General features: G+C 47.7%; 19 protein-coding genes. All 19 read left to right on the top strand.

Annotation, left to right across the window (positions count from 1 at the left end):
- Nucleotides 1–364 precede the first annotated feature (364 nt).
- The 19 genes from DBY73_RS21585 (at nt 365) to DBY73_RS21495 (ending at nt 25,119) form a co-directional block, all read left to right on the top strand.
- Nucleotides 365–817 carry a phage tail protein gene (locus DBY73_RS21585; protein ID WP_112013215.1) on the top strand — a complete coding sequence of 151 codons (453 nt, stop codon included), beginning with the start codon at nt 365–367 and terminating at the stop codon, nt 815–817.
- Nucleotides 818–866: 49 nt separating this feature from the next.
- Nucleotides 867–2,132, top strand: coding sequence for a phage tail sheath family protein (locus tag DBY73_RS21580; protein ID WP_181573271.1), 1,266 nt, complete (start codon nt 867–869; stop codon nt 2,130–2,132).
- A gap of 30 nt (nt 2,133–2,162) precedes the next feature.
- Nucleotides 2,163–3,623, top strand: coding sequence for a phage tail sheath C-terminal domain-containing protein (locus DBY73_RS21575; protein WP_112013213.1), 1,461 nt, complete (start codon nt 2,163–2,165; stop codon nt 3,621–3,623).
- A 93-nt stretch (nt 3,624–3,716) separates the two neighbouring features.
- A complete protein-coding gene (locus DBY73_RS21570; RefSeq protein ID WP_112013212.1) occupies nt 3,717–4,958 on the top strand; it encodes a phage tail sheath family protein in 1,242 nt (413 codons plus the stop codon).
- Nucleotides 4,942–5,406, top strand: a complete 465-nt coding sequence (locus DBY73_RS21565) for a phage tail protein (RefSeq protein ID WP_112013211.1) — start codon at nt 4,942–4,944, stop codon at nt 5,404–5,406. Before DBY73_RS21570 ends, DBY73_RS21565 begins: the two co-directional genes overlap by 17 nt.
- 181 nt (nt 5,407–5,587) lie before the next feature.
- Nucleotides 5,588–6,298, top strand: a complete 711-nt coding sequence (locus tag DBY73_RS21560) for a hypothetical protein (protein WP_112013210.1) — start codon at nt 5,588–5,590, stop codon at nt 6,296–6,298.
- Between the two features lie 16 nt (nt 6,299–6,314).
- On the top strand, nt 6,315–7,841 hold the full coding sequence (locus DBY73_RS21555; RefSeq protein ID WP_181573270.1) for a phage baseplate assembly protein V: 1,527 nt from the start codon (nt 6,315–6,317) through the stop codon (nt 7,839–7,841).
- Between the two features lie 54 nt (nt 7,842–7,895).
- Nucleotides 7,896–8,339, top strand: a complete 444-nt coding sequence (locus tag DBY73_RS21550) for a GPW/gp25 family protein (RefSeq protein ID WP_112013208.1) — start codon at nt 7,896–7,898, stop codon at nt 8,337–8,339.
- Entirely contained in the window at nt 8,336–8,758 is a 423-nt protein-coding gene (locus DBY73_RS21545) for a hypothetical protein (RefSeq protein ID WP_112013207.1), read from the top strand. Before DBY73_RS21550 ends, DBY73_RS21545 begins: the two co-directional genes overlap by 4 nt.
- A gap of 47 nt (nt 8,759–8,805) precedes the next feature.
- A complete protein-coding gene (locus tag DBY73_RS21540; RefSeq protein WP_112013206.1) occupies nt 8,806–11,640 on the top strand; it encodes a hypothetical protein in 2,835 nt (944 codons plus the stop codon).
- Nucleotides 11,633–14,518: a hypothetical protein gene (locus DBY73_RS21535; protein ID WP_112013205.1), complete on the top strand. Its 2,886-nt coding sequence runs from the start codon at nt 11,633–11,635 to the stop codon at nt 14,516–14,518. The genes DBY73_RS21540 and DBY73_RS21535 overlap by 8 nt, the downstream gene beginning before the upstream one ends.
- A gap of 45 nt (nt 14,519–14,563) precedes the next feature.
- The gene (locus tag DBY73_RS21530; RefSeq protein ID WP_112013204.1) at nt 14,564–14,905 is read left to right on the top strand and encodes a hypothetical protein; all 342 of its coding nucleotides are present in this window, start codon (nt 14,564–14,566) and stop codon (nt 14,903–14,905) included.
- Between the two features lie 16 nt (nt 14,906–14,921).
- Complete coding sequence (locus tag DBY73_RS21525) at nt 14,922–16,568, top strand: tail fiber protein (protein WP_112013203.1); 1,647 nt, start codon at nt 14,922–14,924, stop codon at nt 16,566–16,568.
- A 176-nt stretch (nt 16,569–16,744) separates the two neighbouring features.
- Entirely contained in the window at nt 16,745–18,763 is a 2,019-nt protein-coding gene (locus DBY73_RS21520) for a contractile injection system tape measure protein (RefSeq protein ID WP_112013202.1), read from the top strand.
- A complete protein-coding gene (locus DBY73_RS21515) occupies nt 18,756–19,652 on the top strand; it encodes a Pvc16 family protein (protein ID WP_112013201.1) in 897 nt (298 codons plus the stop codon). The genes DBY73_RS21520 and DBY73_RS21515 overlap by 8 nt, the downstream gene beginning before the upstream one ends.
- A gap of 72 nt (nt 19,653–19,724) precedes the next feature.
- Entirely contained in the window at nt 19,725–20,642 is a 918-nt protein-coding gene (locus DBY73_RS21510; protein WP_112013200.1) for a hypothetical protein, read from the top strand.
- Between the two features lie 141 nt (nt 20,643–20,783).
- Nucleotides 20,784–22,247 carry a carbohydrate-binding protein gene (locus DBY73_RS21505; RefSeq protein ID WP_146745800.1) on the top strand — a complete coding sequence of 488 codons (1,464 nt, stop codon included), beginning with the start codon at nt 20,784–20,786 and terminating at the stop codon, nt 22,245–22,247.
- 119 nt (nt 22,248–22,366) lie between these two features.
- On the top strand, nt 22,367–24,424 hold the full coding sequence (locus DBY73_RS21500) for an AAA family ATPase (protein ID WP_181573269.1): 2,058 nt from the start codon (nt 22,367–22,369) through the stop codon (nt 24,422–24,424).
- 269 nt (nt 24,425–24,693) lie between these two features.
- The gene (locus DBY73_RS21495; RefSeq protein WP_112013197.1) at nt 24,694–25,119 is read left to right on the top strand and encodes a conjugation system SOS inhibitor PsiB family protein; all 426 of its coding nucleotides are present in this window, start codon (nt 24,694–24,696) and stop codon (nt 25,117–25,119) included.
- Nucleotides 25,120–25,150 lie beyond the last annotated feature (31 nt).

The following is a 25,150-nucleotide window of genomic DNA, read 5'->3' as shown; positions in this document are numbered from 1 at the left end:
TGAATTGCGCGCATAGTTATGAGTTAGCGGAACATAACCTATCTTATATAGCGTTGATAGAAAACACCTTCTTTATCCCTAAAATAATATAAAATGCATATTATTATAAAACAATCGCTATGAATTTTTTTCAATTGTTAGGTTGTTTAAGGTTTTCAGGTTTTATTTATCCATAATAAGTCATGGCTTTTTATTAATTGATGTATTTCCTGTAGGGTATTCTAATTCCTTTAATTATAGATTCATTGCGCGAATTATTAATGATGGTGAGTTGTAATCGTTGTCATTAACAATGCTGTACCACACCTTTCCCTGAAATTATGAATGATGACAGGGAACTATTTATTAAATAGAGAGATATAATATGGCTGATAATGTAGAAATCATCGATAGCACCTATCCGGTGCTTGGCTTTCGTTTTACCGTAAATATTGGTGGTGAAGTATTCCGCTGCAGTTCCGTAAGCGGTCTGGATCAACAATATGAGACTGCTGATTATTGGGATGGCATGGGAGGTTTATTCCGCCTGTTAACCCGTCGTCAACTTACAACAGTAACATTGTCACAAGCTGTATTCCCTGGCCAATGCCAGTTGTATAGCTGGTTATATGATTATGTCAATCATGCTGATGGTAAAAAAGATATTTCAATCAGCCTGACTGATGAGTCTGGAAAGGATCTTTTTATTACCTGGAATATTGTTAACGCTTTTCCTACCGGTATTACTGGTCCGAGTCTTGATGCCTCGAGCAATGAAGTTGCGGTGAAGCAAATCACGTTGAACGCCGATCGGATCACTATTGAGTGCCACGAATAACCAGAATGGTGGCAATTGCTGATTAATAATAATGAATTATGGAGTTAATATGAGTACGAATGCATTAGCGCCTGGCGTTTATGTTGAGGAAGTGGATGGGCTATCGCTCTCCGTCGGGCGAGCGGCAACTGCAGTACCGGTACTGGTGGTCGGTAAAAGTGATAAAGAACCCTGGTGGCCGCATTACCAAAAACCTTTATTGATCCCATCGTTTGCTGATTATCTGCGTTATGTGAAGGGAGAAAACTCCGCTGCTAAAACTCGCTATAGCCGTACTGGCGCGCAGCGTTCATCCATTAATAAACACCACGCCGGGCCAGCCAACTGGCCCATGCTGGCAAATAGTGAGACGGTGCCAGGAATGGATATCGAATGGCATCGCCATTTTGCACCCGCGCTGAAAGCCTATTTTGATAACGGAGGGGGTTATTGCTATGTCTGCCCGTGGGATCAACTGGACATGGTTCTTGATATGAACGACGTCACGCTGCTCGTTCAGGCTGGGCAAAAGGAAGCGGCAGCTGAAATCCTTCGTCTATGTGAACCTGGCAGTGGCTTATTTGGCTTGTTGGATGGGCCGAATGAGGAAGGGGGATTTAACGAAGAGAGCCTGTCAGAACACTTGTCAACCCTCTCACCTTCAGATTGCGTTTCGATTTACTATCCTTGGCTGAAAGCTGACTGGAATTTAAACGATAAAGATGGCATGCCTTATCCAATGGATAAGATTCATCCGGTAGCACCCAGTGCAGCTGTAGCGGGGGTAATCTGCTCCGTCGATCGTCAGCTAGGCCCCTGGAAAGCGCCTGCAAACGTAGCACTTAAAGGGGGGTTGCGCCCGGCTGTGAAAATTGGCGATAAATCTCAGGCCAAATTTACTGATCCGAGCAAAACCACTATTTCGGTCAATATGCTTCGTGAGTTTACCGGACGTGGCACGCAAGTGTGGGGAGCCCGCACGATGACAATTTCCGGCAATGCATGGGCATATATTCCCGTGCGACGAACCTTTGATATGGCTGAGAGGGATATCAAATCTGCGATGGAGTCAGTGCTATTCGAGCCAAATGGCCCGGCAACCTGGGAAGTTGTTCGCGCGGCAATTGATAACTACCTCCATAACCTTTGGCAGCAGGGGGCGTTGGTTGGGTCCACGCCATCAACTGGCTACTTTGTGCAGGTGGGCAAAGGCGTTTCAATGAGTCAAAGTGATATTGATAACGGAATTTTGCGCATCAGAATCGGACTGGCAGTGGTTCGTCCAGCTGAGTTTATTATTCTCGAGTTTAGCCAGCAGTTGGCCAACGGCTCCTGATTCGTTGCAAATTTAATAGGAGGAAGTTTTATGAGTTATTATCCTGGTGTTCATATCTTTGAAAAAACGAAGATTTCGCTGGCTAATGCAGGAATGAGTGGCTTAAAACCGCTGCTGGTTGGCCGTTTTCTTAATAAAGATGGCACACCGCGTAGTTTGAGTGATGGGCTGTTACATATCGATAACTGGCATGATTTTGAAGCAGTTTGTCTTAGCAGCCCGCTTTTCCTCAAGCTGGAAATGAAGGAGAAAGAGACAACGCTTCCAATTTCATCTGATCTCTTGAGTAAATCTTTTGTCCGCAGTGATGGCATTGATATTCAAGAAGGTGAAGATGAAGATGAAGATGAAGATGAAGATGAAGATGAAGATGAAGGCGAACAACCTTTACCTGAAATCATTGTGCCGCCAATTATTGCCTTTCAAAAGGAAAATCTGAATACAGGGAGCATTGCTCTTAGCCACTACTTTAGCAATGGTGGTGGTGCCTGCTATCTTCTGTCTTTGGGGGAAGATGATGTGCCAGCGCAAATTAAAGACGCTTTATTTGAGTATGACGACATTTCTCTAATGGCGGTGATTGATAGTGAATACGATTCTACGGAAGCTATTAATACTGTACTTGACAGTACAATTACGGACAATCTTCAGTCATTTCTTGTTACCCGTCATGCTCTGCTTCCTTATGGCGACGACACGGCGTTATCACGTATCAACAGGACTCGTACGGCAACGTATGCCCCGGATTTACTCCTCTCCTCTTTGCCACGTATTTATGATGATGGTTATTTGGTTGAATGGGAAAAGGATCAATATCGCTCTTTAGCGTCGCTGGAAAATGGTTCCAATGAGGAAAAGACCGTATTTAAAATGGTAAATAAAGCTTTAAATAGCACCCATTTTCTCTACGAGAACGTTGATGATGATGGTAGTAGAACACTATCCCCATGTGCCGCTGTGGTAGGCTGTTACTGCAGAACCGAGCGAATGGCAGGCATTTGGAAAGCACCTGCAAACGTCAGCATTATTGGAGCGACTCCGGTGACTGCTATCGGTAAACTGAAACATACTCAGCTTAACGATAGCCATATTAATGCTATCCTATGGAACCCGCGCTATAACACAGTGATTATGGGGGCTCGTACTCAGGAAGATCCTAATAAACCGGCCTGGCGCTATGTCCCGGTCCGTTTATTATTCAACACTGTGGAACGTGACGTACGCAAAATGTTACGCCCGATGCTTTTCGAACCTAATTCTGCGTCAACCCGGCAAATTGTAACATCTGCTATCAATAATTATCTTCATATGCTCTGGAAAAAGGGCGGGCTATACGGTAGCTCACCAGAAGAGGCGTTTAGCGTCGCAATTGCGCTACAGGATAATGATGCTAACAACGGTATTCTCAGAGTGAAGATCGGTATGGCAACATTGCGTCCTGTTGAATTTATTTTTCTTGAGTTCACTCAGGATATGCTTCTTCCTGCCTGAATCTGATTATATTTATTAGTGATAGCCCTGAAATAAGGGGGCAGTCCTGAGATTGCTCCCCTTCAGTAGCATCCAGTGTAATAGAGATAAATAATGAGCATGATGTATGACTTTAATCAACCTGGAGTATCATCCACTCGCCAACTGATAAATATAAGCCGTCAACCCCATGAAACAGCAATGCCTGTTTTTATTGGCTATGTTCGAAATCATGAGGCCAAACATCAACACGTTTTTAGAATCCAGTCCTTGCACGATTTTCAGACTAAATTTGGTGGGGGAATTGATGGTGGTTATTTGTTTTCTAGCTTGAGCCTTTATTTCAATAATGGTGGAGGGGAGTGTTATGTTATTTCTTTAGGTGTCAAGGAGAATGTTGCGTCAGACCCAGTTTCAGGTTATGCGGGAGTATTCGATCTCATTCTTGATGAACCAGAAATAACATTATTGGTGTTACCAGAGATGGTGAACCTGAAACCGGAGGAATGGCTGAAACTGGTTACTCTTGTCGGTCGTGCCTGTATGGAAGCGGATAATTTATTTGCCATTATTGACTATCCTTCCGATCCTGATATTGCCCGGGCTTGTAATGAGAGCGGCAGTTGGATCGGCGAAGAGAGAATGGCTGGCTACTGGCCCTGGATCTACCATCGTACCGATAGTCGTCAGGTGCAGTTAGATGCAAACCCGGATAATTTTTCCCTGACGCCACCTTCAGGTGCAATTGCGGCAGCGATGCAGCAAAACGATCGCCAGCGCGGTCTATGGAGAGCACCTGCCAACATCCCGATAGAGAAGGCTATCAGACCTGAGTTTAACCATTTGCATCCAGTAACGCTTTTTCACGCCACTCCAGGAACGGGGCGATCGGTGAATCAAATCCGTAGTTTCCCCGGGCGAGGGGTAAGAGTTTGGGGCTGTAGAACGTTAACGACCAGCAGCGATGTACGAAAACTTTATATTCAAAACGTACGGCTGGTCCGCTGGTTAACTCAGACCCTCAAAGGGGCGTTGAGACCTTTTGTTTATGAACAAAATAATGAGATTACGTGGTATCGCATCCATACCCTGATTCGTCGACACCTTAAGGTTTTGTGGGAACAAGGAGGCTTAATCGGTGAGATGGAGGAAGATGCTTATCTGATAGAAGTTGGGGGCGAGGTTGGCATGTCGGAGGCCGAGATGCTTAACGGCTTGCTTCGTGTTCGGGTCGGGATAGCGACGCATCGGCCAGCTGAGTTTATTCGCATTAATCTTGATTTTTACATTAATAGCTCATCGCCACCTTCTGAAGAAAACCATCCGTCAGGAGAACTGTATGAAAAGTCCCTTTGAACCTGAAACCAACCATCGATTCCTCGCATTTTTTATGTTTCAGGGTATTCCCGACGTCCTTAGCATACGCTTCCAGCGTATCTCAGGGCTTAGCAGAGAGATTCAGACGCAGCGCATTCGTGAAGGGGGGAATAATGTGGCAAATCAGTTTATTCCACGCGGCGTCTCTTATCCAAATTTGATTTTTGAACGTGGGGTAATGACAGTTAGCCCACTTACCGTCGCGTTCGATTTCGTTATGAGTGGCTTTCAGACCGGAGCCCTGCCGATTAATGTCGATATCCTCTTATTAAATGAACTGAATATTCCTGTTGCGAGCTGGTATGCCACTGGGCTTATGCCAGTCAGAATGAGTATTGGTGATTTTGACGCCAGCTCAGGAGGTATTCTGATGAATCGAATGGAAGTGGCTTGTGAGCGGGTTGAATGGCTGGGAGTGAAGTTATGACAATTGAAGTTCGGGAGTTAGTCATCGAAGCCAGGGTCAATAATTTGGAACCGCGAGAAAGTTCATTGAACGCTACCTCACAGGCCCTGAATATTAGTGATGAACAGCTAATTCGTCATCTTGAGAAACGTATCGTGCGGCAGGTTTTGGCCCGACTACGTGACGATGTCCGGGGGGGCAGATGAGTTTAATCAATCAGCTAAAATCAAGGAAAATAGAAAAACTCACGATTCGGGCTTTTGCAGATAATCGTTTTAAAGTACCTATTTCTATTGAAGGAATAACCATTCCGGCTACCGGACTGGTTCTTCCTTTTAATCCTGAAAATCTGCAGGCAAGCTACGGCACGAAAATAAAAGAACTGCAAGCCCTCGGCCCTGTTAACGAAGAAGGTGATGGGCCAGAAAAAATCTTTGTTGATGTTATCTCTCGGAACCTAAGTTTTAATTTTTTACTTGATGCGACGCTACCTGCTAACATAAAGCTTGATATCACTAAAATTATCAAGACCTTAGAGGCGTGCTGCTATTCAATCCATAAAGTCACGAAGCAGCCTCCTTTTATTGAGATGCGCTGGGGTGGTGAAAAGTTTCGGGGACGCATGCTGAATATGCATATTACCCGAACGTTGTTCAGTGAGGATGGAAAACCACTTCAGGCAAATGTCAGTATGACGATGCTTGAGGATGAGAATCGGGCTGTGTTTAAAGAAGGTATTCCTGTCGTGCAAACGGCCACGCTTCCCATCCCTGACATGCCTGTTTTGGCAACGTTATTGGCGTTAATGGACGGAGCTGCTTCTGTTAATTATGTGCAGGCCGCCATGGCTAACGATCTGGATAATTTACATGCATTAATGCCAGGTAGCATGCTTATTTTGGATGCGCGTTGATAGTAAGGAAAGTGATATGTCACTTAATATTATTTGGGAAAAGGGGCGTAAGCTCGCGACTTTCCGGCTTATTCATCTTGATATACGTTATCCAATAAATGATGTCCCCCATGCAAACCTGGTATTAGCTGGGAAAGAGGTGAGCATGTTATCGCTGTCATCAGACGCTGAGAGCGATCTTCAGATGATGGTGCCCGGGAAAAGCGTGTCCATCCAGACGGGCAAAGAAACGCTTTTTTCCGGAAATATTGTCGAACAGCAGGTGCAGTTTGCCCAAGGGGAAAGGACTGTTGTTCTTACCGTTTGCCACGCAACTCAGATGCTTAAAACAAATTATCGCAGCCAGATTTTTACCGAACAAAGTGATTCTGATGTATTCGCCCTGCTTCTACAAAACTTCTCCGCGAAGATTGAAGAGATGCGCTTTAAGCATCCGCAGCTGATTCAGTTTAGCTGTTCAGACTGGCAATTTTTGAAAGCGCGTTTGCAGGCGTGTGGTCTGTGGCTTGTTGTTACGCCAAAGGCGGTTTCTGTCATGAAACCCGCTTTGAAAACCTCAGCAGAGGTTGTCATCACCCCACATGTTTCTCGGTCTATTGAAATTCTGCGGAATAATTCTTTACTACCTGAGCGTCTGGATGTCAGCAGTTGGGATATTAAGCAACAGGAAATGCGAGCCGCTTCGCCTGCGGCCGCCCCAGCGCTGGCCGAAGCCTCTCTAAGCAGCGCGGGAATGGCAACGTCGACCAAACGGGAGTGGCATCATGGTTATAGCCTCAGTTTAGAGGAGGACGAGCAGAGGGCCTTTGCCGATAGTCGCATGCAGCTCAATCATATCAGCAGTCTGCATGCCAGTATTATTCTCACGGGCGATGCTGGTTATGTTCCCGGGCAGACGCTTGAGTTGAAGGGCTTTGGTAAGGGAATCGATGGTAAAGCTCTTGTGACTGCTGTCTGTCATACATTTCAACCGGGTGACTGGACCACGACGCTGGAAGTTGGAGCTGATCTTACGGGTATTTTTCATGGAGAGATGCTGCCTGGTGTTAATGGCCTGCATATCGGTATCGTTGAAGAAGATAAAACGCAGGCCGATGATGACGGCATTCATTACCTGGCAGTATCTATGCCTGCACTTTGCCTTGGGAAACAAACGATTAATGCTCGCCTAAGCTCACCTTTTGCCAGCAATGGACGGGGGCTGACGTTCTGGCCTCGCAAAGGGGACGAAGTCGTGCTGGGTTTTTTCGAAAACGATCCCCGTTTTCCGGTGATTGTTGGGGCAATGCATAGTCCGAAAAACAAGCTGCCTGATACGGCTTTCAGTGACGGCATAGGCCTGGTTTTACAGGATGGCCAGTTAAATCAGCAACTTGTTCTGTACCCTCAGAAGGGCATATTGCAGGAAGTCGCCAAAGGTGACGTAAAAAGCTCTCTTCAGCTTCAGGAGGGGAAAGCGATGCTCTTCACCGAGGATGCCCTGAATATTGAGGGCAAAAAAAGCGTAACAATTAAAGGAGCCAAAGTTGATTTGAATCAGTAGTACTGGTTTTGGAACTTTAGGCACTTCATTACTTTCATCTTTTAAGGTCACTTTATGTCGTTACTGGATGTGATTTACAAGCGCGGCTGGGCGTTTCCTCCGACCTTTTCGTTGGAGAGTGGCGCTGAGCTTGCAGCAGATTTTATAGCCGATATTGAGCAAAGTTTACGCATTTTATTTAACACCCTTCCGGCTGAAAGGGTGATGCATCCCTGGTATGGATGTGATTTGCACGCTGTGATGTTTGAAAATGTCAACGCGACACTGCTTACTGCAATTACGGAGCAGATTCGAAGCAGCATTGAAGTCTGGGAACCAAGAGTTGAACTTATGGATGTTGCTGCTGATTTTGCTGATGTCAGCCAGTTGAGCCCCGGCCAATCCGGGTTCAACGTGCTTCGGTTACAGGTTTCCTATCGCATCAAAGGCATGGAGCCTCTCTTCAGTATTGAAGGGAACCTTGACGTTGGAGAAGGACAGGGAGGCTATTTCACATGAGCAACTATATTGTGTGCGACGGCGATCAGTTGAAGATTTCTGCACCTTTTGGACATCGTAACGTCATGCTGAAGGACCCGACGAGCGCGGTTATCCGTGGTAGTGGAAAAGCGAAAATTGATAACAAAAACGTATGTGTCGTAGGGGACGAAGTAAAAGTGACTCTGGACGCGACTTATACCGTCCCCGGATTTAATCCCGGGGAGGGGAAAGTCACCCTCTCACTGGCTCCGGACCAAACCGTTCCCTGGTGCATGAGTGGCAAACCCGTCATTGTCGTTGGGCAGATGTTTAACGCAACTTTCATACCAACGCGCTACGCTCAAATGCCACCTCCCGCAAACACTCCCGACCCAACGGGGCCTACGCCTGGATTCGGGCAATTTACAAACAGTCAGCATTTCGTCACCGCAGGCTGAACTTCTCTTCCTTGTGCCTCTTCTGGCACCAGATGCAGGAAACTGGCATGACTATGTCTCAACCTTTTGTGTTTGATAAACGCACAATATTATCGCGCCTGCGTGCGTTCAAAGAATATTGTGCAAAGATCCCCTATGGTAAAAGTGGCCAGTACTGGGATTCTCTATTTTTTAATCACGGGCATACGCCAGAGTCTTTGGCGGCGCGATTTGCTGAACCGGATGAAGGGCTACAGGATTTACAGCCACAGCAAGCTTTTTTACTGGCTTTTTTCCGTATGATGGAGACGCCTCAGCGGCTTCTGAATACGCTGCCCGAACGCCACAGGCAGCTCTATTATCAGCAAGTTCTTGCAATCAGTGAACGACCGGTAACGCCAGACAGCGTGCTGTTGACATTCAAACCCGAAAAAAAGCTAAAGACATTGTTACTGCCTGCTGGCACGCTATTTGATGGTGGGCAGGATACTAATGGAGTACCTTGCGAGTATCAGCTTCAGCAGCCTCTGTGGGTGAATCATGCTCGCTGGAGCGATCTTCGTTGGGTATTACCTTCGACACCTGAGCGGCCAGCCTGGCGTCATATTGTATTGGACGAAGCTGCTGGTGTTGCGCTTCCAGAACCGGGCGTCCGTCTTTTCCAACGGAAAGTGGGTGGCGAAGTGGTGCTGGAGAATGGGCGACTGGTTGTGTCGCCGCTTTTACGAGCTGACGGTGTGGGGCGTACCCTGACGCTAACGTTCGACCAGCCGGTTGACGGGGGAAAATTACAGGTAGAGATTGCCGTTAAAGATCAATGGTTGATGCTTGCTTCTGGCCAGCCGCAAATGGCAGACGTTCAAATATTTTCGCTTCCCGATGAAGTTGATCCCATGCCTCCTGAAGGGTTAGAGGGTTATGAATTCTCCCAGCCGGTCCTTCGAATAAGCAGCTCTGAAGCCAGCGTGATACCTGTAGTCGTGGCACTGAAAGTAGACGTAGCAGAAGCCAGCCCTATCGGTGTGCGCCCATTGCATGCTGCCAGCCAGCAGACCAACGAACCCTTCAGACCTTTTCACGTTGAGCCGGCGGTAGGGGACGCATTTGCGGTAATGTCTTCGCGATGGTGCAATCTGAATGCGACAATCCGGGCCACGCTGCTCCCCCGTTGGCATGAGCGTCCTGCTGATTTTAAGCTGTATTACAAAAACTACCCGACTGAATCAGTTATTAGCAATGCCGCGTTTCTGGCCCGATGTGAATATCTGGTCGACAGTGATTTGTCAGCGGCAGCGCCTGTCGAAACGGTGCGTTTTTTTCAGGATGATGGCCGGGATAATCCGTTACATGTGCGATTTGCTTCGCCGGAGCTTCCTTTGCCAGACGAGGCATTGCTCTGGAAAAATGCTATCTCTTTCTCCCTTGATGGAGTTGACTTCCAGCATCAGACTTATAAAGCGATGGTTGAAGAGGGCAATACAGGCACTGAAGATGAGCTTATTGCGCTGCCTTACCTTCCACAAATTCGTCAAATTGATGTCTCCTGGTCGGCAGAAACATCGCAGGAGATTGAGCAGTATGTTCTGCTACCCTTCGGTTATCAGCGGGGGGATGAACCTGCTCCGGAAATGACCTCTCCTCAGCTCTGCCTGGGTTTTAAGGATATAGCACCCGGCCAGCAGCTTTCATTTTACTGGGATATTGATAACCCCCGTCCTTTTACCGCTGAAGGTCTGCAATGGCACTATCTGGGCCGTGATGAGGATGATGCTGAGCGCGTGCGATGGAAGCCACTGGATCAGGAGCAAATCATTAATGATGAAACTGACAGCCTACGCTATCCAGGTTTGTGGAGCGTGACTCTGCCTGAAGATGCCGTCACGGATAGCACATTAATGCCCGGCGGGCGCTGCTGGCTGAAATTAGAGCAGTTTATCCATGAGGAGATAGAGGATCCCATTTCAATCTGGCCACCTGAAAAGCCTGAGCCACAGCCTGCGGTGGAAAACTATCCCTGGCTTTACAACCTTTACCCCAGCGCGGGTGTGGCCCGTTTATACGATGCGCAAACGCTGGCACCTGAACATTTTGATGCGCCTTTGCCAGCGGGCACGATTCGTCGGCCACGAACGCCTATTGATGGGCTGGACCGCGTTGAACAGCCACTGCCTTCATGGGGGGGGCACCCACGAGAGGGAAGGGAGCAGAGTATGGCTCGCATTGCAGGTTGGCTTTCCCACCGTGGGCGAGCCTCAACATGGCAGGATATCAGCACGCTTTTGCAGGAAAATTTCCCTGAACTTCACCATATCCGTTTGCCTGGCGTCCAGATTCTGGACGGACTGTATATGCCTCCAGAACCGGTAAGCCAGGTCAGAGGAAAGGTTGAAGAAGTAGAGCGTACCCAGGAGATTATGGTGGTATTACGGGCCGGACAGGGAGATGGTGAAGATGCTTTATATCCTATTCTGAGCCCGGCGCGACGCAGGGAAATGCAGACGTTTATCACGGCGCGTGCGTCACCGTGGCTGAATCTGCGCGTGCTGAATCCCTATTATCGCACCATTGACGTTCATTACGATGTGGTATGGCGGAAAGGGGAGAATCATAAAAATTGCGAGCATCTTCTGGCGCAAACTATCAGGCAGCACTTCATGCCCTGGGCATATGGCGACGACCTGACGGTGTTGGATGATTCACTCAACATTACCGCCGTAATGCAGATTATACAGCTTCAGCCTTACGTGGAATACGTCAACGATATTTGGCTGGATGGCAGCAAAAACACCATAAATACCACGCTGACGGTAATGATCCTGAATCCTGTCGTCGGCAGCCCACCGCTGTCTGGTCTACAAATTCGCAAGAAAGTGGCTTCAACAGGGGATTTCATCAATGAGTAATAATAGCTGGCAGACGCCCTCGTTTGTTGCTGAAGAGATTAACCGTATTCACTTCGATACGCTGATTGCGCAAGCTAAAGAGGTGGTCGGGAAGCTTTCAGGTGCAGTATGGACCGACACCACAACGCATGATCCTGGTATAACGATGCTGGAATCACTGGCCTATAACGTTTCGGATTTAAGCTACCGTTGCCTGCTTCCTTTAACGGACTTACTGACCCCGGAAGGCTCTCAGCCGGACGAGCTACTGTTCCCGAAGAGTTTTGCACCCGAGCAAATGTTGACTATTAGTCCTCTGACTGAAGAAGATTATCGTCGCGGTATTCATGATCTCTATGCGCAAAACGACGATTCTGGCGGCCATATTTTCAGTGATGTGATCGTTGAGAAAGAGGAGGTTGAGCAGCGCTTTCATTATTTTTACAACAGTCAACGTCGCGAGTTTAGCTTTGAGCCCCCTGAAAACGAAACATATTCAAAGCAATCGCTTAAAGGAGGATATCAGGTTGAGGTCAGAGCGGACTTATTGAACGTTAATCTGACGACTTCAGGTGAACGTTACCGCCTGCTCGAAGAATACCTGGAAAACCACCGCAATGTGGGTGAAGTATTTCGTCAGATCAATATTGCGAATAATATTCCGGAAACAGTGGTTATCGCTCCTCTGGTAATGACGCTGGAAGTGGAAAGCGAGGTAGAGAATATCGCCGAACTTTATGCGGATATTTATAGCAGCATGCAGGCTTGTTTGTCGCCGGCATTAACGCGAGTTGCCTCACTTGATCTCTCGGTTGGGGAATATAGTGGGCCAAAAACAGAACACGGCTGGATAAATACTCTGGCTCCGACCATGATGGAGAAGGAGGCGGGAACCATCCTCGCCGCCAGTCAGCTTGCCCGGCAGGTCAGGCAAATTGAAGGTATTTCGGCAGTGGAGTATATCAGCTTGGACGAAAATGAGTTGATGCTCACGCGAAAGCTGGATAAACCCATACAGTGTTGGGCATTCTGGGGGGGAGAAAACGACCATCAGGATAATATCAGTGCCATGCTCAGACAGGTTACGCTGATACGTAAGGGCATTCGGTTGATGGGGGATGTGGAGGCGATTTTTTCTTCCCTGAAATCTCGCCAGAGGATATTTCGAAGCGAGCCATCCCGGCAGCATCTGGCTGGGCGTTACCGCAATCTGAAGAATTACACGCCTGCGACGAGCCTCATTCCATCGCTTTACAATCTTCAGGCACTGGAACCTAATGAAAATGAGCAGCAGCTGCATCAGTTTTTGTTGGGCTTTGAACAAGAGCTGGCCAGCGGCTGTGCCGGACTAAATCATATGAGCGCTCTGTTGGATCTGAATATGCCTGATGTTGAAAACGCTCCTGCCTATGGCAGCCAGTGGCCTTTCAGCGATCAAGCTGTTTCAGATAGCGTTCACGCTGCTTATAAAGCCGAGGCAATGTGCGCCGATCGAGAACTGCGCTACGATCGGGAGGCGCTGATTGATTTGATGCGCTACATGCTAGGCTATTTTGGCATCGAACCGGTGGGAAAAACTCTGGGCTTTGAAGGGGAAGCAGAGTATCTGCGGGTTCTAAGAGGGTTGATTCGCTGTATGCCCCAGGTGGGCTATGCGCGTGCGGCAATACATACTAAACGGGTTTCTTCTGTGCAGCGGCGTATCGCCGGCCAGCTCGGCATTGGCTCTTCTCTTTTTAGCGAGGATGCTGATATCCGTCACCTGCCTTTCTACATTGTTGAGCATCCCTTACTACTGCCCGAAATGCCGACCGGCGAACTCCCGCTCAAGGGCCAGGTTGTCAGCGGGAATTCTGCTGAGGGAGTCATGACCTTTATCGCGGGTGGGGCGTTAGCCGGTCTGCTGACACAAAGACACCTGATCGATCTGGTGATGAAATCAGACCAGAACGAAATAACTGAGGAGAAAGAGAATGAAGAGATCCTCTCCAATATTCTGGTTATGAGCGTTAGCGATGACAGTTTTTCGCTGGTTCCAGCACTCTTTCCTCATCTTCGTATTCGCCAGCAGGAGGTAGTGAAAGCCGCTAATGAAGGACGGCTCACTTTTCGCTTTAGCAATGTCTGGTTGAAAGATGTTGAGTACGCCATGGATAAAAGTACGCCGGCTATTCCTCTTCCTCTATCCGAAGACGGTTCCCTCCGCTATGAGATAACGACGGCATGCGATCAGCCCTGGCCACCAGCGATGCAATCCGGCGACAAACTCATTATTACCCGCGTTTTTACGGATATAGGTTCGGGGGCAGATAACCCGAATAAGCTTAGTCAGTCCAATAGCGACGAGCGTGAAGCGATTGTTGAGAGCGTCGACAGCATCCGCGGCAGAGCCAATATCATTCTGAAGCGGGGTGATGCATTAATTACGGATACCCAGCGCTATAACTGGTGTATCAACGCATCTGAAGGCAGCGCTGCGGAGATATTCAGCCGTGACAGATTCTCTCTGACAGTCAGCCTGCTGTTTCGACGCAGACTTATCGATCGGGGTGATATCACTCCGGAGCAACTCAGTGATGCCGAGGCCTCGGTACGGCGAATCGTTCAATCAGAATTACCGGCGCATATCCAGGCTCAAATATTGTGGCTTAGCGATGAGCAATTTGATTTGCTGGCCGAAACGTACGGCAGCTGGCAAGACGCCGAGACCCGGCTGGGTGCCGATACGCTGAAATTATTGCGAATGCTCTCTATAGGCATGCTGCCATCAGTACTGGAGGGGATCGGCATGATGAAGATTCCGGGGGCTAGTGATGAGGAGGCGCTGGATAACGCGGAAGAGGGACAGTGGAAGCGCATCATTGATGAGCGTGGATTGCTCTATATTCCGGCAGATTAATCCTTGACCTTTACGCGAACTATCTGTTCACAGGAGAAAAAAGAAATGGAAGAGAAAAGAAGTGCTGAAACGATCAGAGACCTGCCCTCATGGCCTGATGGTATTGACAGTATGAAAATTCCTGACGCTGCAGATGAGCACCTGCTCGATGCTGCTCAGGATAACGATGCGTGGTGGCAGATAATTGCTGCGCGAGGATTAGGCTTTATTCCCGGGGATTATGTCGGGCTTGGAAAAATGAAAATACCTGGCATGAAAGACGAGCAGGCACTTGATGCGGCTCAGAACGACGTTGAATGGTGGCGCACCATCGACGAGCGCGGTCTGCTTTATATTCCTGCCAGATTTAAAACGCTACACCAGTCAGCTGAGCTGACCATTCAATAACCAAAGGAGCTTTACCATGGATAAAAAACGGGATATCGAAGATAACGTGAAAATGGCAGAACAGCAGGTTGTACTGCCCATTGAGGATACGCTGACGCCAGTCTTTGTCAAAAATGCCGTGCCGCGCGAAGACAGCTACCAGACCTGGCTGCAGCAGCATTATGCGATGGCGCATGTGCTGGGTGTTCATGCCGATAGCGAGGGCTGCGGGAACGGTCTGACATTGAATGACAATGATAAAATTGCACTCAAAACGAAAACCACCAGCGGCCTGGTGGTGGATGGCAATGGTGTTGCTGTCGGCCAAGGGGAAGGAATCAGCGTTGGAGCGGTCGCCATTGCAGTGAAGCGGGATAACAACTCAGGTCTGGCAATTGCATCTGAAACCAACGGTCTAAAAATCCAGAAAAAAGAGATTAGCGGCCTGATTATTGATGCTGATGGTGTCGCTGTTGGTAAAGGGGATGGTATTGGTGTAGGTCCTGGTTCCATCGGTGTTAGCCGGCACGCCACTTCTGGTCTGGACATTGATGGTACCTCTAAAGGGTTGAAAGTGGGGCAGGGCAACGGCATCACGGTGGGTACGTCAACCATCGAAGTGAAGGCCGGTAATGGCGTTGCCGTTGACGGGAACGGTGTAGCGTTAAAACGTCACGCGACTTCCGGTATGGAGCTGGATGGTAACGGGATGCGGGTTGGCCAGGGGAACGGCATTATTGTAGGAGCCACTACCGTTGGCGTGAAGCCTCACCACGGTATTGCCGTTGATGGGAGTGGCGTCAGCGTGAAGGCCGGTAATGGTGTTGCCGTTGATAGTAATGGCGTGGCAGTAAAACGTCACACGACTTCCGGTATGGATTTGGACAGTAACGGTCTGCGGGTTGGCCAGGGGAACGGTATTACTGTAGGTGTCACTTCCGTTGCAGTGAAACCTCATCACGGTATTGTGGTTGATGCCAATGGGGTAAGCGTTAAAACCAACGGTGGACTGCTGCTGGATGCCAATGGTATTGCCGTAAAACGTGCCGCCACGTCCGGTCTGGATGTGAATCAGACCAGCAAAGAGCTGAAGGTTGGTCAGGGGAACGGTATTACTGTAGGTGCCACTTCCGTTGCAGTGAAACCTCATCACGGTATCACCGTTGATAGTAACGGTGTCGGCGTTAAGGCGGGCTCCGGTATTACGGTGGATGCCAGCGGCGTTAGCGTCAACATGGCGGCTGTTATCCCACGCGGGGTGATCACCATGTTTTCCGGCACTGCCGCGCCTGCTGGCTGGGCATTTTGTGATGGAACTAATGGCACTCCTAACCTGAAGGATAAATTCATTAAGGGGTCATCGTCGTTCTCACAAACAACCGGAGGCAACCACACAAAATCCTATACGCCTGCGGGTACCGTCAGCGTGGCCGACCATACGCTGACGGTGGATCAAATTCCTTCTCATGGACATAATGTCAGGGGGCATTATGGTAATAGCAATGGTTCTTGGGCGCCAAATATGGGGTTAGGCAGATATAACCAATCTGGCACTGGTGGAAATCATGTACTTAATACTGGTGGTGGTAAACCTCACAAACACAACGCCGCGTTTAGCGGTACGGCGGCAACCATCGATGTTCAGCCGGCGTTTTATGCAATTGCCTTTATTATGAAGCTGTAACTCACTCTCCCTCCGTCCTCTCGACGGTCAAGCTACTACAGTAAATAAAGATCATCCCGAGGGCATATTTTGCGTTCTGTGGGAGGAGTTCTGCATTCGCATTTTATGCCCTGCTTATTAAATTTGGCCTTTTCAATAAGTTAATATGGATAGAGGGAGGCGCTATTACTACTCTTTTGCAGCGTATTCACGTCGTTATTCGTACGCCTTATTCGCTGGCGGAAAATATTCAGCAGCAAGTCAGCCAGATAATGAATAATAGTCTGCCAGATAAAATGAGGCTCTGTTTTCAGCACCATTTCCCGATGCAGAGCGAGAACGATACGCACTTCATCGACCGGTTGCATTTAGACTTGGGGACTCTGGACGCCCGCGCGTTTCATGAACAGTTTATTCAGCGAGTGCTGGAGGAACTCGACAAGGCCCTGAGTGACGTGGAGCTTATGCCATTATCGGCAGAGGGCGAATCGGACAGGCCTTACATATCTCCAGACGAGGCGTTTTTTTCATCTGACAGGCGTTGGCTATTACCGTCAAAACAGCGAAAGGCTACTGAGATCGAGAATAATTCTTCAAGTGTATTTTTATCACCCAAGTGCCAGAGTACTTTGTTATCCGGCAATGTTGAGGGGGAAATTGAATATCAGGACATTACCGGGCAGATAAAAATACCATTCAGTTCAGCATGTCCCAAGAACAATGATTTCCAAATAAGACCTTTTCAAATGAAAAAACATGACTGGAAAAGTAATGGTTCCCAACATAACAATGATGAAAATACTCGTTCTCAACGGTCATCAAAAATAAATTTTTCTAAAAACGTCTTAAAATCGCAAAATGAAAAAAAATTGACTCAGTATCTTCTGTCAGGATATTGGCCCGCCGTAAATTCTCCGCAGGGGGAAGACGAACACTGGAAATTAAACTCTCATTCTGGCGGTGAGGCTACAGCTGGCAATACGCCAGCACGGTTGCTTGCCAGCCTGCTGAGCAGCAATAAAAGGACAGAACTACTATGGCTGATGAACATTCTAAAGCTTTCTTCTCGGGCTCGCGAACGGCTACTGAATAGTTTTCCAGCTGAAGTGTTTGAGCAATGGTACGGCACGATGACGGCGTCACAGCATCTTGTGGTTCCTCCGGCCGAGATTCCTTTCAGCCCGTCAGGAGTGATGTTGGCCCACTGGCATTATCACTTACATCATCCTGAGTTACTGCTAACGCATAGCTCTGGCATCCCTTCCTCGCCTGAGCTTGTGGCGCTGACGAGACCTGAGCTGCAATGGCTGAATGCTTTACTGGTGGCCTCGGCAGAAATGACCAACGTCGCCAGCGGTTGGCGTCTTTGGCTGGTGCATGGTTTGCAATGTCACGGCGAAGAGTGGGCCAGCGCGCTGACGCAAAAAGCACGCGATGTGCTTCAGCGGCTAACGGGGATCGCTTGCAGAGAAAAGGGAGATGCTGGCTCGATACAGTATAACCCTGAGCTTGAAAAACCGGACTCTTCGACTTCGACCCTTCAGTCAGCTTTATCTCCACTCCAGGAAGAAAGCCCGCCAGCGCCGTCACTTTCCCGACAACGTCTGCAAGACCGATCCGGAGCATTTCACGATGACAAGGCGCAGCCTGAGTCCATGAGGGTCCATAATGCAGGCCTGGTGCTGCTATGGCCTTTGTTACCCCGCTTATTTCGTGAGGCTGGGCTGGCAGCAAAAGCGGATGAAGAGAGTCCGTTGCTGTTTGTCAGCACACAGGCGCAGCAGGCAGCGATCTCTCTGCTTGATACGCTGGCCTGGAGGGACGATGAGGGGGGCGAGTGGCGGGCTATGGCCTCTAAGCTCATCTGCAGTTGGCCACTGACGCTGCCGCTGAACGCATGGGGAGCCCCTGAGCAGGCGCATCAGACGCAATCTGAAATTCTGCTCCAGAGTGTAATTTATCAAATTCCAGGACTTCGGCGCTGCACCCCGGAAGATATCCGTATGCTGTTTCTGCAGCGTCCGGGAACGTTAACCGCCCTTCCTCAGGGATGGCAGCTGTCTGTGGACAATCATCCCGGAGATACCTTACTCAAGCAGCTCCCCTGGCCCCTCAGAGAGGTCCACTATCCCTGGCTTGCGGAGCCGTTTGCTATTGATTGGGATATCGAGCGTTTTTACAGCCCCTCATCACCCATTGGAGAACCTAATGTTTAATTTGAAAACTTTCGCAGAGCAGGCCACAGAAATTGCTCGAGTTAATCAGCTAATCAAAGAGCATGTGGAAAAATATGTGAAGCCAATTGTTAATGTCGATGTACGCTTTGACGAACCGGACCCCGACTCCCCACCGACAAAGCCCACCTTCCACTTTTTTATGTATCTGGTGCATGAGGATTTGGCTATCAGGCACAGCCTCTCACGGCAGTACGATCCCGCCAGCGGGCAATTTTCTCCAGAGGAGGCCAATATTCGCTGTCTTTACCTTGCGACCTATTGGGAGGGAACGACAAAGGGCGGAAGCGATTCACCAAAGGCGGCATATAACAGTCAGTCGATTATCTGTATGACAGAAATGGTCAGGGCTTTGCTATGTATGCGCAAATCTCAGGCATTTAAAAGCTATCAGCTCAGGGTTATTGAACCGGAAGCGCTGAATAGCCTGGGGAATTTCTGGCAGGCGCTGGGGAATAAGCCGCGAGGGATCATTAATTTCGCCGTAACGCTGCCGATGAATATTGCCTGTCAGGCAGCTGAGGTCGTGGTGCCTGTGGGGCAGATTCAGCTTGTGGCCCGGCCGCAAAAGGGGGATGCACTGGCCTATCTGGAGGCCATTCTTCATGACACGCTAAATGTCCTGCCTGATTTGAAAAAAGGGCCGGCAAAAATTGCCATTGCGGTGACGGTTTGTGAAGAGGGTGAGGTATTTACGCCAGTGACTTTACAGATTTCAGGGATCGTGCCGTCAAATACAGCTAAGAAAGCCATTGAAGATGAAGTTGCGCGCTGGCAAAACGACGCCGTGGAATTTGTAGCTAGCGATATGCGTTACTGCATTGCTGACAGTCAGTGCTCACTGGTTCTGCCATGGCCCCTCAATGACTAAAGCACTCAGTTGAGTTATCGCCTTCTCTATTAAAGGGGGGGGATATCGATCAGGAATAAATAAGGAAATTTTATGCCTCACTACAAGCGTCGCGCAAAAAGAACACAGGGAGCTGGCGAACATATTGAGGGTGAGCCGTTAACAGATGTTTTGACAAGGACGAGTGCCGCACCTTCTTTTACAGAGGTAGAAGCCATTCCGAGCGCGCAAAAATTTCACGATCTGTTTCATGCTGAACGCGGAGATCTCTTCTTTGGGCTGGGAAATGTGATTGGAAATTACAGAACCTGGTGGGGAATGATCTCATTTCGTCAGGACTATATGGCTATCGTATTTGGCCCCGAGCAGGCTATAAAAGTAGCAACCGATATACTTAAGCCTGAAAATACGGAAGCTCTTTTTAGTGGTTCTGAATCGCAAAAAAAAGAGGTCTCTCGCAGCATAGAGAATAATTTTCATCAAAGCATCAGAGATGGCGGACCACCTAAACCGTGGTGGCTTTTTATCCGTTTTCCAGAATCCAGCAAGAATGCCCCCTTGCGAGAAAAATTTATTAATCATATTGGCAGGGATGATTATCGTTATTCTATTAGCAAAATAGTCTTGGAATCATTTAATGAGTTAGTTAACCGTGCAGATGAAAGTGATGAAAAGGAACATATTATCAACAACAGGTGGACTCTGGATACCGGCAAGAAGGTCATTACCAGGGGAAGTAAGGCAGCGCTGGACATGATTCTTAAATCCACAGGCGATGACAAAATTCATTTTATACTGGACGGCATCGATTTGAATAAAGTAATAAATAAGGAGGAGGTGGGGCATAACTACTCAGACAGATCGACAACGGCGGCAGAACTACGATTTCTGTTCCGTCATAAAGATGAAATCAGGAATAAAGTTAATTTCTATATGCATGGTTCGCAGGTTCCTGCACCATGGCTAACCCACCCTGAGCGCTGGGCGGTCTATAAGCCTAAAAGTTTGTAGGTTAATTTACGTAATGCATTCGGTAATGTTTTTTTGGTCTACCGCGCACGCGTTAGGTTCGAATGTTACTATCAGATTGCTGGTTGTTATTAATAATCGGCATGGGAATTTATTAGAGCGAGATTAATTATGTATTCTAATATGAAACTGCTATTAATGTTTTTCGTAATGTCTTTAGGTACAGCATTTTTGTCAGCACCAGCATTAGCATCAGTCTTTGCTACGTTACAGAATCAGGCTATTACTGGTGGTTATTGTCTGGCGTCGGGCTCTAATGGTATCCTGACTTTTAAAATATGTAACGGAAGTAAAGAACAGAACTGGAGTTTTAGTGATTCATCCGGTTATTTTATGATTCGCAATGAAATGCATCGCGATAAATGTCTGCGTACCCTGGGCAATGGTCGCTCTGTCGAGCTTGGTACCTGTCAGGGAGATGGTTACAGCTCAATGCGGTTATGGCAGGTTAAGGCTATTTCTCCTTCACAAATTTCGCTGCAAAATAAATATAATAATGATTTGGCTCGCAGGGAGATGTTGATTGCCGACCCTGTCTCCGGAATTATTAACATGGCTGACGTAAGTAATGAGCCTAAAATGCGTTGGGAATTTGCTGGTGAAATCCCCTCGCCTAAGCGTCCGGTAATTGGTAATAAAAAGGTGCTTCTAATGGCAACGCATTTTACCGGTAAAACGCCTGCAGACCCTGAACCTGTCCGCAAAGCAGTTTTTGGCGACAATGACGATTTTGCCTCCTTACAGCATTATGTAACGCTGGCATCCCATGGGAAGTTATCGATTGATGGCACGTTTTTGAAAAATATTAATATTGGTATTGCACCTGCGACCTGTAGCTCTGGAGCTATTCTTGATAATGCCCGAAACGCGGCCAGGGCGGAGGGTGTTGATCCAAATAATTATGACTATTTGTTCGTAGATATCTCAAGAACGGCATCGTGCAACTGGGAGGGGCTGGCTTCTAAACCCGGAAATTGGATCCTGTCTAATGGTGTAGGATTCAAATATTGGATGTGGTCTCATGAGTTTGGACATAATCTCGGCTACAGCCACTCTACGACATTACGTAACTGTCCAATAAATGATGATATTGTAGAAATCAATAATACATGTTCAGCCGGCGGCGGGGACGACCCCACGGATACGATGGGCGGCGGTGGTGGTAAATTATTTCCGGTAAACTATCAGCTTTTTGCTGGATGGCTAAATGACCAGGATGTTCCACTTATCAAAGCCGACGGTCAATATAAGCTGGCACCATTATGGCAGCCTGGCGGCGCTCAGGGATATCGAATTCAACGTTCTGATGGTTCAGTACTTATTCTCGAATACCGTCAGCGTCGTCAAGGTTTTGAGCAATGGGATGAGAACAGTCCCTTCGTTAATGGAGTGACGTTGAGGATCGTCAATTATTCAGGAAACTCTTTAACTAATACTCTGGTTGACACCACGCCAGGAAGTTCTTCAGGTATGAAGGATGCTCCGTTAATGCCCGGTAAATCAGTTTATGATGCCCTGTCTGGTAAGGTTATTACCGTGCTAGTGGTTGATAAAGACGGCGCCCTATTAAATATCCGAAATCCGTAAGGTACTAACATGTTATCGGGATGATATAATCTCAATGGCTGTTGAATAATAAAAGCCTGTAGTTTCCTGGTGCGCCCTGGCAACTAAGGTCCTCAATGTTTTTTTCGCTGGATGTTACCATGAATTTACCCGAAGAAATTTACACCACCTATGATGAAGATATTACTGCCTTCTTAGCAGCTATTAATCAGGTTGATAAGGTGCTTCAGCTATTCTCTACTCAAAATTATTCAGGTCAATATCAGGAACGGCTTACTTCCTGGTACTCACACAATCATTCCCCTGACGATACTCCCCTGTGGGGAGGCCAGTCTATGGACTGGAATAACTCTACGCCAGAATTTGATATCGATTGTGGCAGCAGACTCGGAAAATTAGTTAACGAGTACGATTTGACGGATTTTGAAGTGGCCGTCCTGATCCTTGGATGCCTTAATACTTTTGAACCTCATTATCGTACGCTGTTCGAAAAATTACCCCTGCAGGAGCGGAAAATGCCTACGCTGGCGCTGGCACAAGTACTTTTTCTCCCTGGCGTATTTATTCGTCATGCACAACAGACGAGCTTACGACCGGATGCTCCCCTGATTAAATATGGGCTTATTGAGCTACATCCTTCGAATGCGCCACAGGAAATGCAAAGCTATACCACCAGTGAATACGTTATTCGCTGGCTGCTTGGGGAATGTTATTTACCCGATAAGCTGCAATTTATTGCCCGTTGGCTGACGCCCTCCGCAAATGAATCCGTGCCTGGCGATGAAGTTATCAGTTGCTGTCGGTCGCAGGATGATTTGCAAATGATTGAGGTGCGTTATGAGGAGGGTGCGGAGGGGGAAATCTACGTGGCCAATCTTGCTCAGTGCCTGAAGTCAAAGGCCCTTCTGGTATCATGGCAACAGTTAATATCTGACAGGCGAAGCGCGACCGACAGGCTCAAGCAGCTGATGTGTATTGCTCGCCTGTATCAGTGCCTTATCGTCTTCAGTCTTGATAAGGACGTCATGACCAGTAACGATGAGAGTGATAATGACGGCTGGGTACAGCCCCGCCTCGAGCAGCAAATCTATGCGTTTCGCACTGAGAATGATCCATTACCCGTCTGTTGCCTGCTGCCCGCATCGTCGCAAGAGATGCCTTTTCCAAAGCTGACCCGTCTGCAAGTGAGTATTTCTCTTCCGACAGCATCAGAACGCCATGCTTACTTAACGAGCTTACTGAGTGGCAGAGAGATCGACTGGGATGTCGAAAAATTGACGCAGCGTGTTGCCCTTTCATACGAAAAAATGCGTAATGCCGTGTCAGAGGCTGAGGCACTGAGCATGCTGCAGGGCAAAAATACCCCTGCGGAAGATGATTTTCGTCAGGCTTTTGCCAATCGCGCACGTCAGAATTTTGGTACGCTTGCCATGCGTTTTACGCCGGTAAGGGGCTGGGAAAATATCATTGTTAGCGAAGATATCCGCGAGCAGCTTAATGACGTTCTGAGTGCAGTGCGCGGGCAAAATACCATTATCGCGAAAGGGTTTGGTTCTCCGAAGGGCCGGGCGATTGGCGTCAGTGCACTGTTTTATGGCGATTCGGGAACCGGGAAAACGCTGGTTGCTGAAGTGCTGGCGGCAGAGCTTGGTGTTGATCTCATTCGTGTCGATCTCTCAACTGTTATGAACAAATATATTGGTGAAACTGAAAAAAATCTTGCCCGTATATTCGATTTGGCAGCCCAGGATGCGGGGGTACTTTTTTTTGATGAGGCAGATGCTCTTTTTGGTAAGCGAACCGAAACGAAGGATGCAAAAGATCGCCATGCTAATGTCCAGGTTGCCTATTTGCTGCAGCGACTGGAGCAGCACCCTGGTCTGGTGATCCTGGCTACTAACCATCGCAGCCATCTCGATGATGCTTTTACTCGTCGCTTCACCTTTATGATTCAGTTCAGCTATCCCGATGCCGGATTACGGGAAATGATGTGGCGGCAGGTTTGGCCAGAAGGCTGCAAGCTTGATCCGAACCTCGATTTTTCTCTTTTAGCTAAGGTTCCACTTACCGGGGCAAATATTCGTAATGTGGCTTTTTTGGCTTCGTGTATGGCAGCAAATACCTCCTTCATCTCGTTGCATCACATCGAAAAATCCATCAAACGTGAACTAAGTAAATATGGACGTGGATTCAGCTAATTTAAGTTAATTCGACATTGAACGATTGTTTTTTTGTTGAGGTGACGTTTTTATTATTAATCCTGGGGGACGTCGGCGCGTCTTTCAAAATAATAATTAAATGCACTACAGTCACTACCATGTGTGCTTACTTTCATAAAGGAGTGGTGCTATTAATTTTTGAGGTTTATTTTAGGTTCTAAATACATGGGTTGATAAGTAAATCAGTACCTTCAATTTAAAAAAACATGGCTTTTTAAAGCTTCTTTAATAAAAACGGATTGGTTATTATGAATATCTTAGAGTCGATGGGTTTACCATCTTTAAATAGCTACAGCCTTAGGCAGTTTTTGAGTGACCTGGTGCTTAGGAAAAAATTAATAACAGCAATCATCGAGAGTTTGACTGTACCGGATGAATGGAGATGTGAGGGGGTCTTTAGTGACGAGGGGGATGAGAAAACCGCCATTCTATGTCGTTTTATGCCATCGCATAACAAATTTCATATCATGCTATGTTGCCCTTATGGAAACGATGAAACATGGCTTCTGGTTTATCTTTCAAAGGATGATGATGACGTTCTTTTATTACGAAAAAGTGAGGCGTTCGATCCTGAATTGCTTAGTCATTCCCTTGAGCTCACCGCTTTTTTAGACAGCAAAGATTTGTTAGTAAGTGAAATCAAAAAAACATTGTCGTTCGAGGTTATGTATTGATGTGTAATTTCCAATGGTCAATTTTACATCA

This window comes from Enterobacter sp. RIT418 (genome assembly GCF_003057745.1).
Classification (GTDB): Bacteria; Pseudomonadota; Gammaproteobacteria; order Enterobacterales; family Enterobacteriaceae; genus Enterobacter.
The sequence above is the reverse complement of the archived record's forward strand: the minus strand, read 5'-3'. Positions and strand labels throughout refer to the sequence as shown.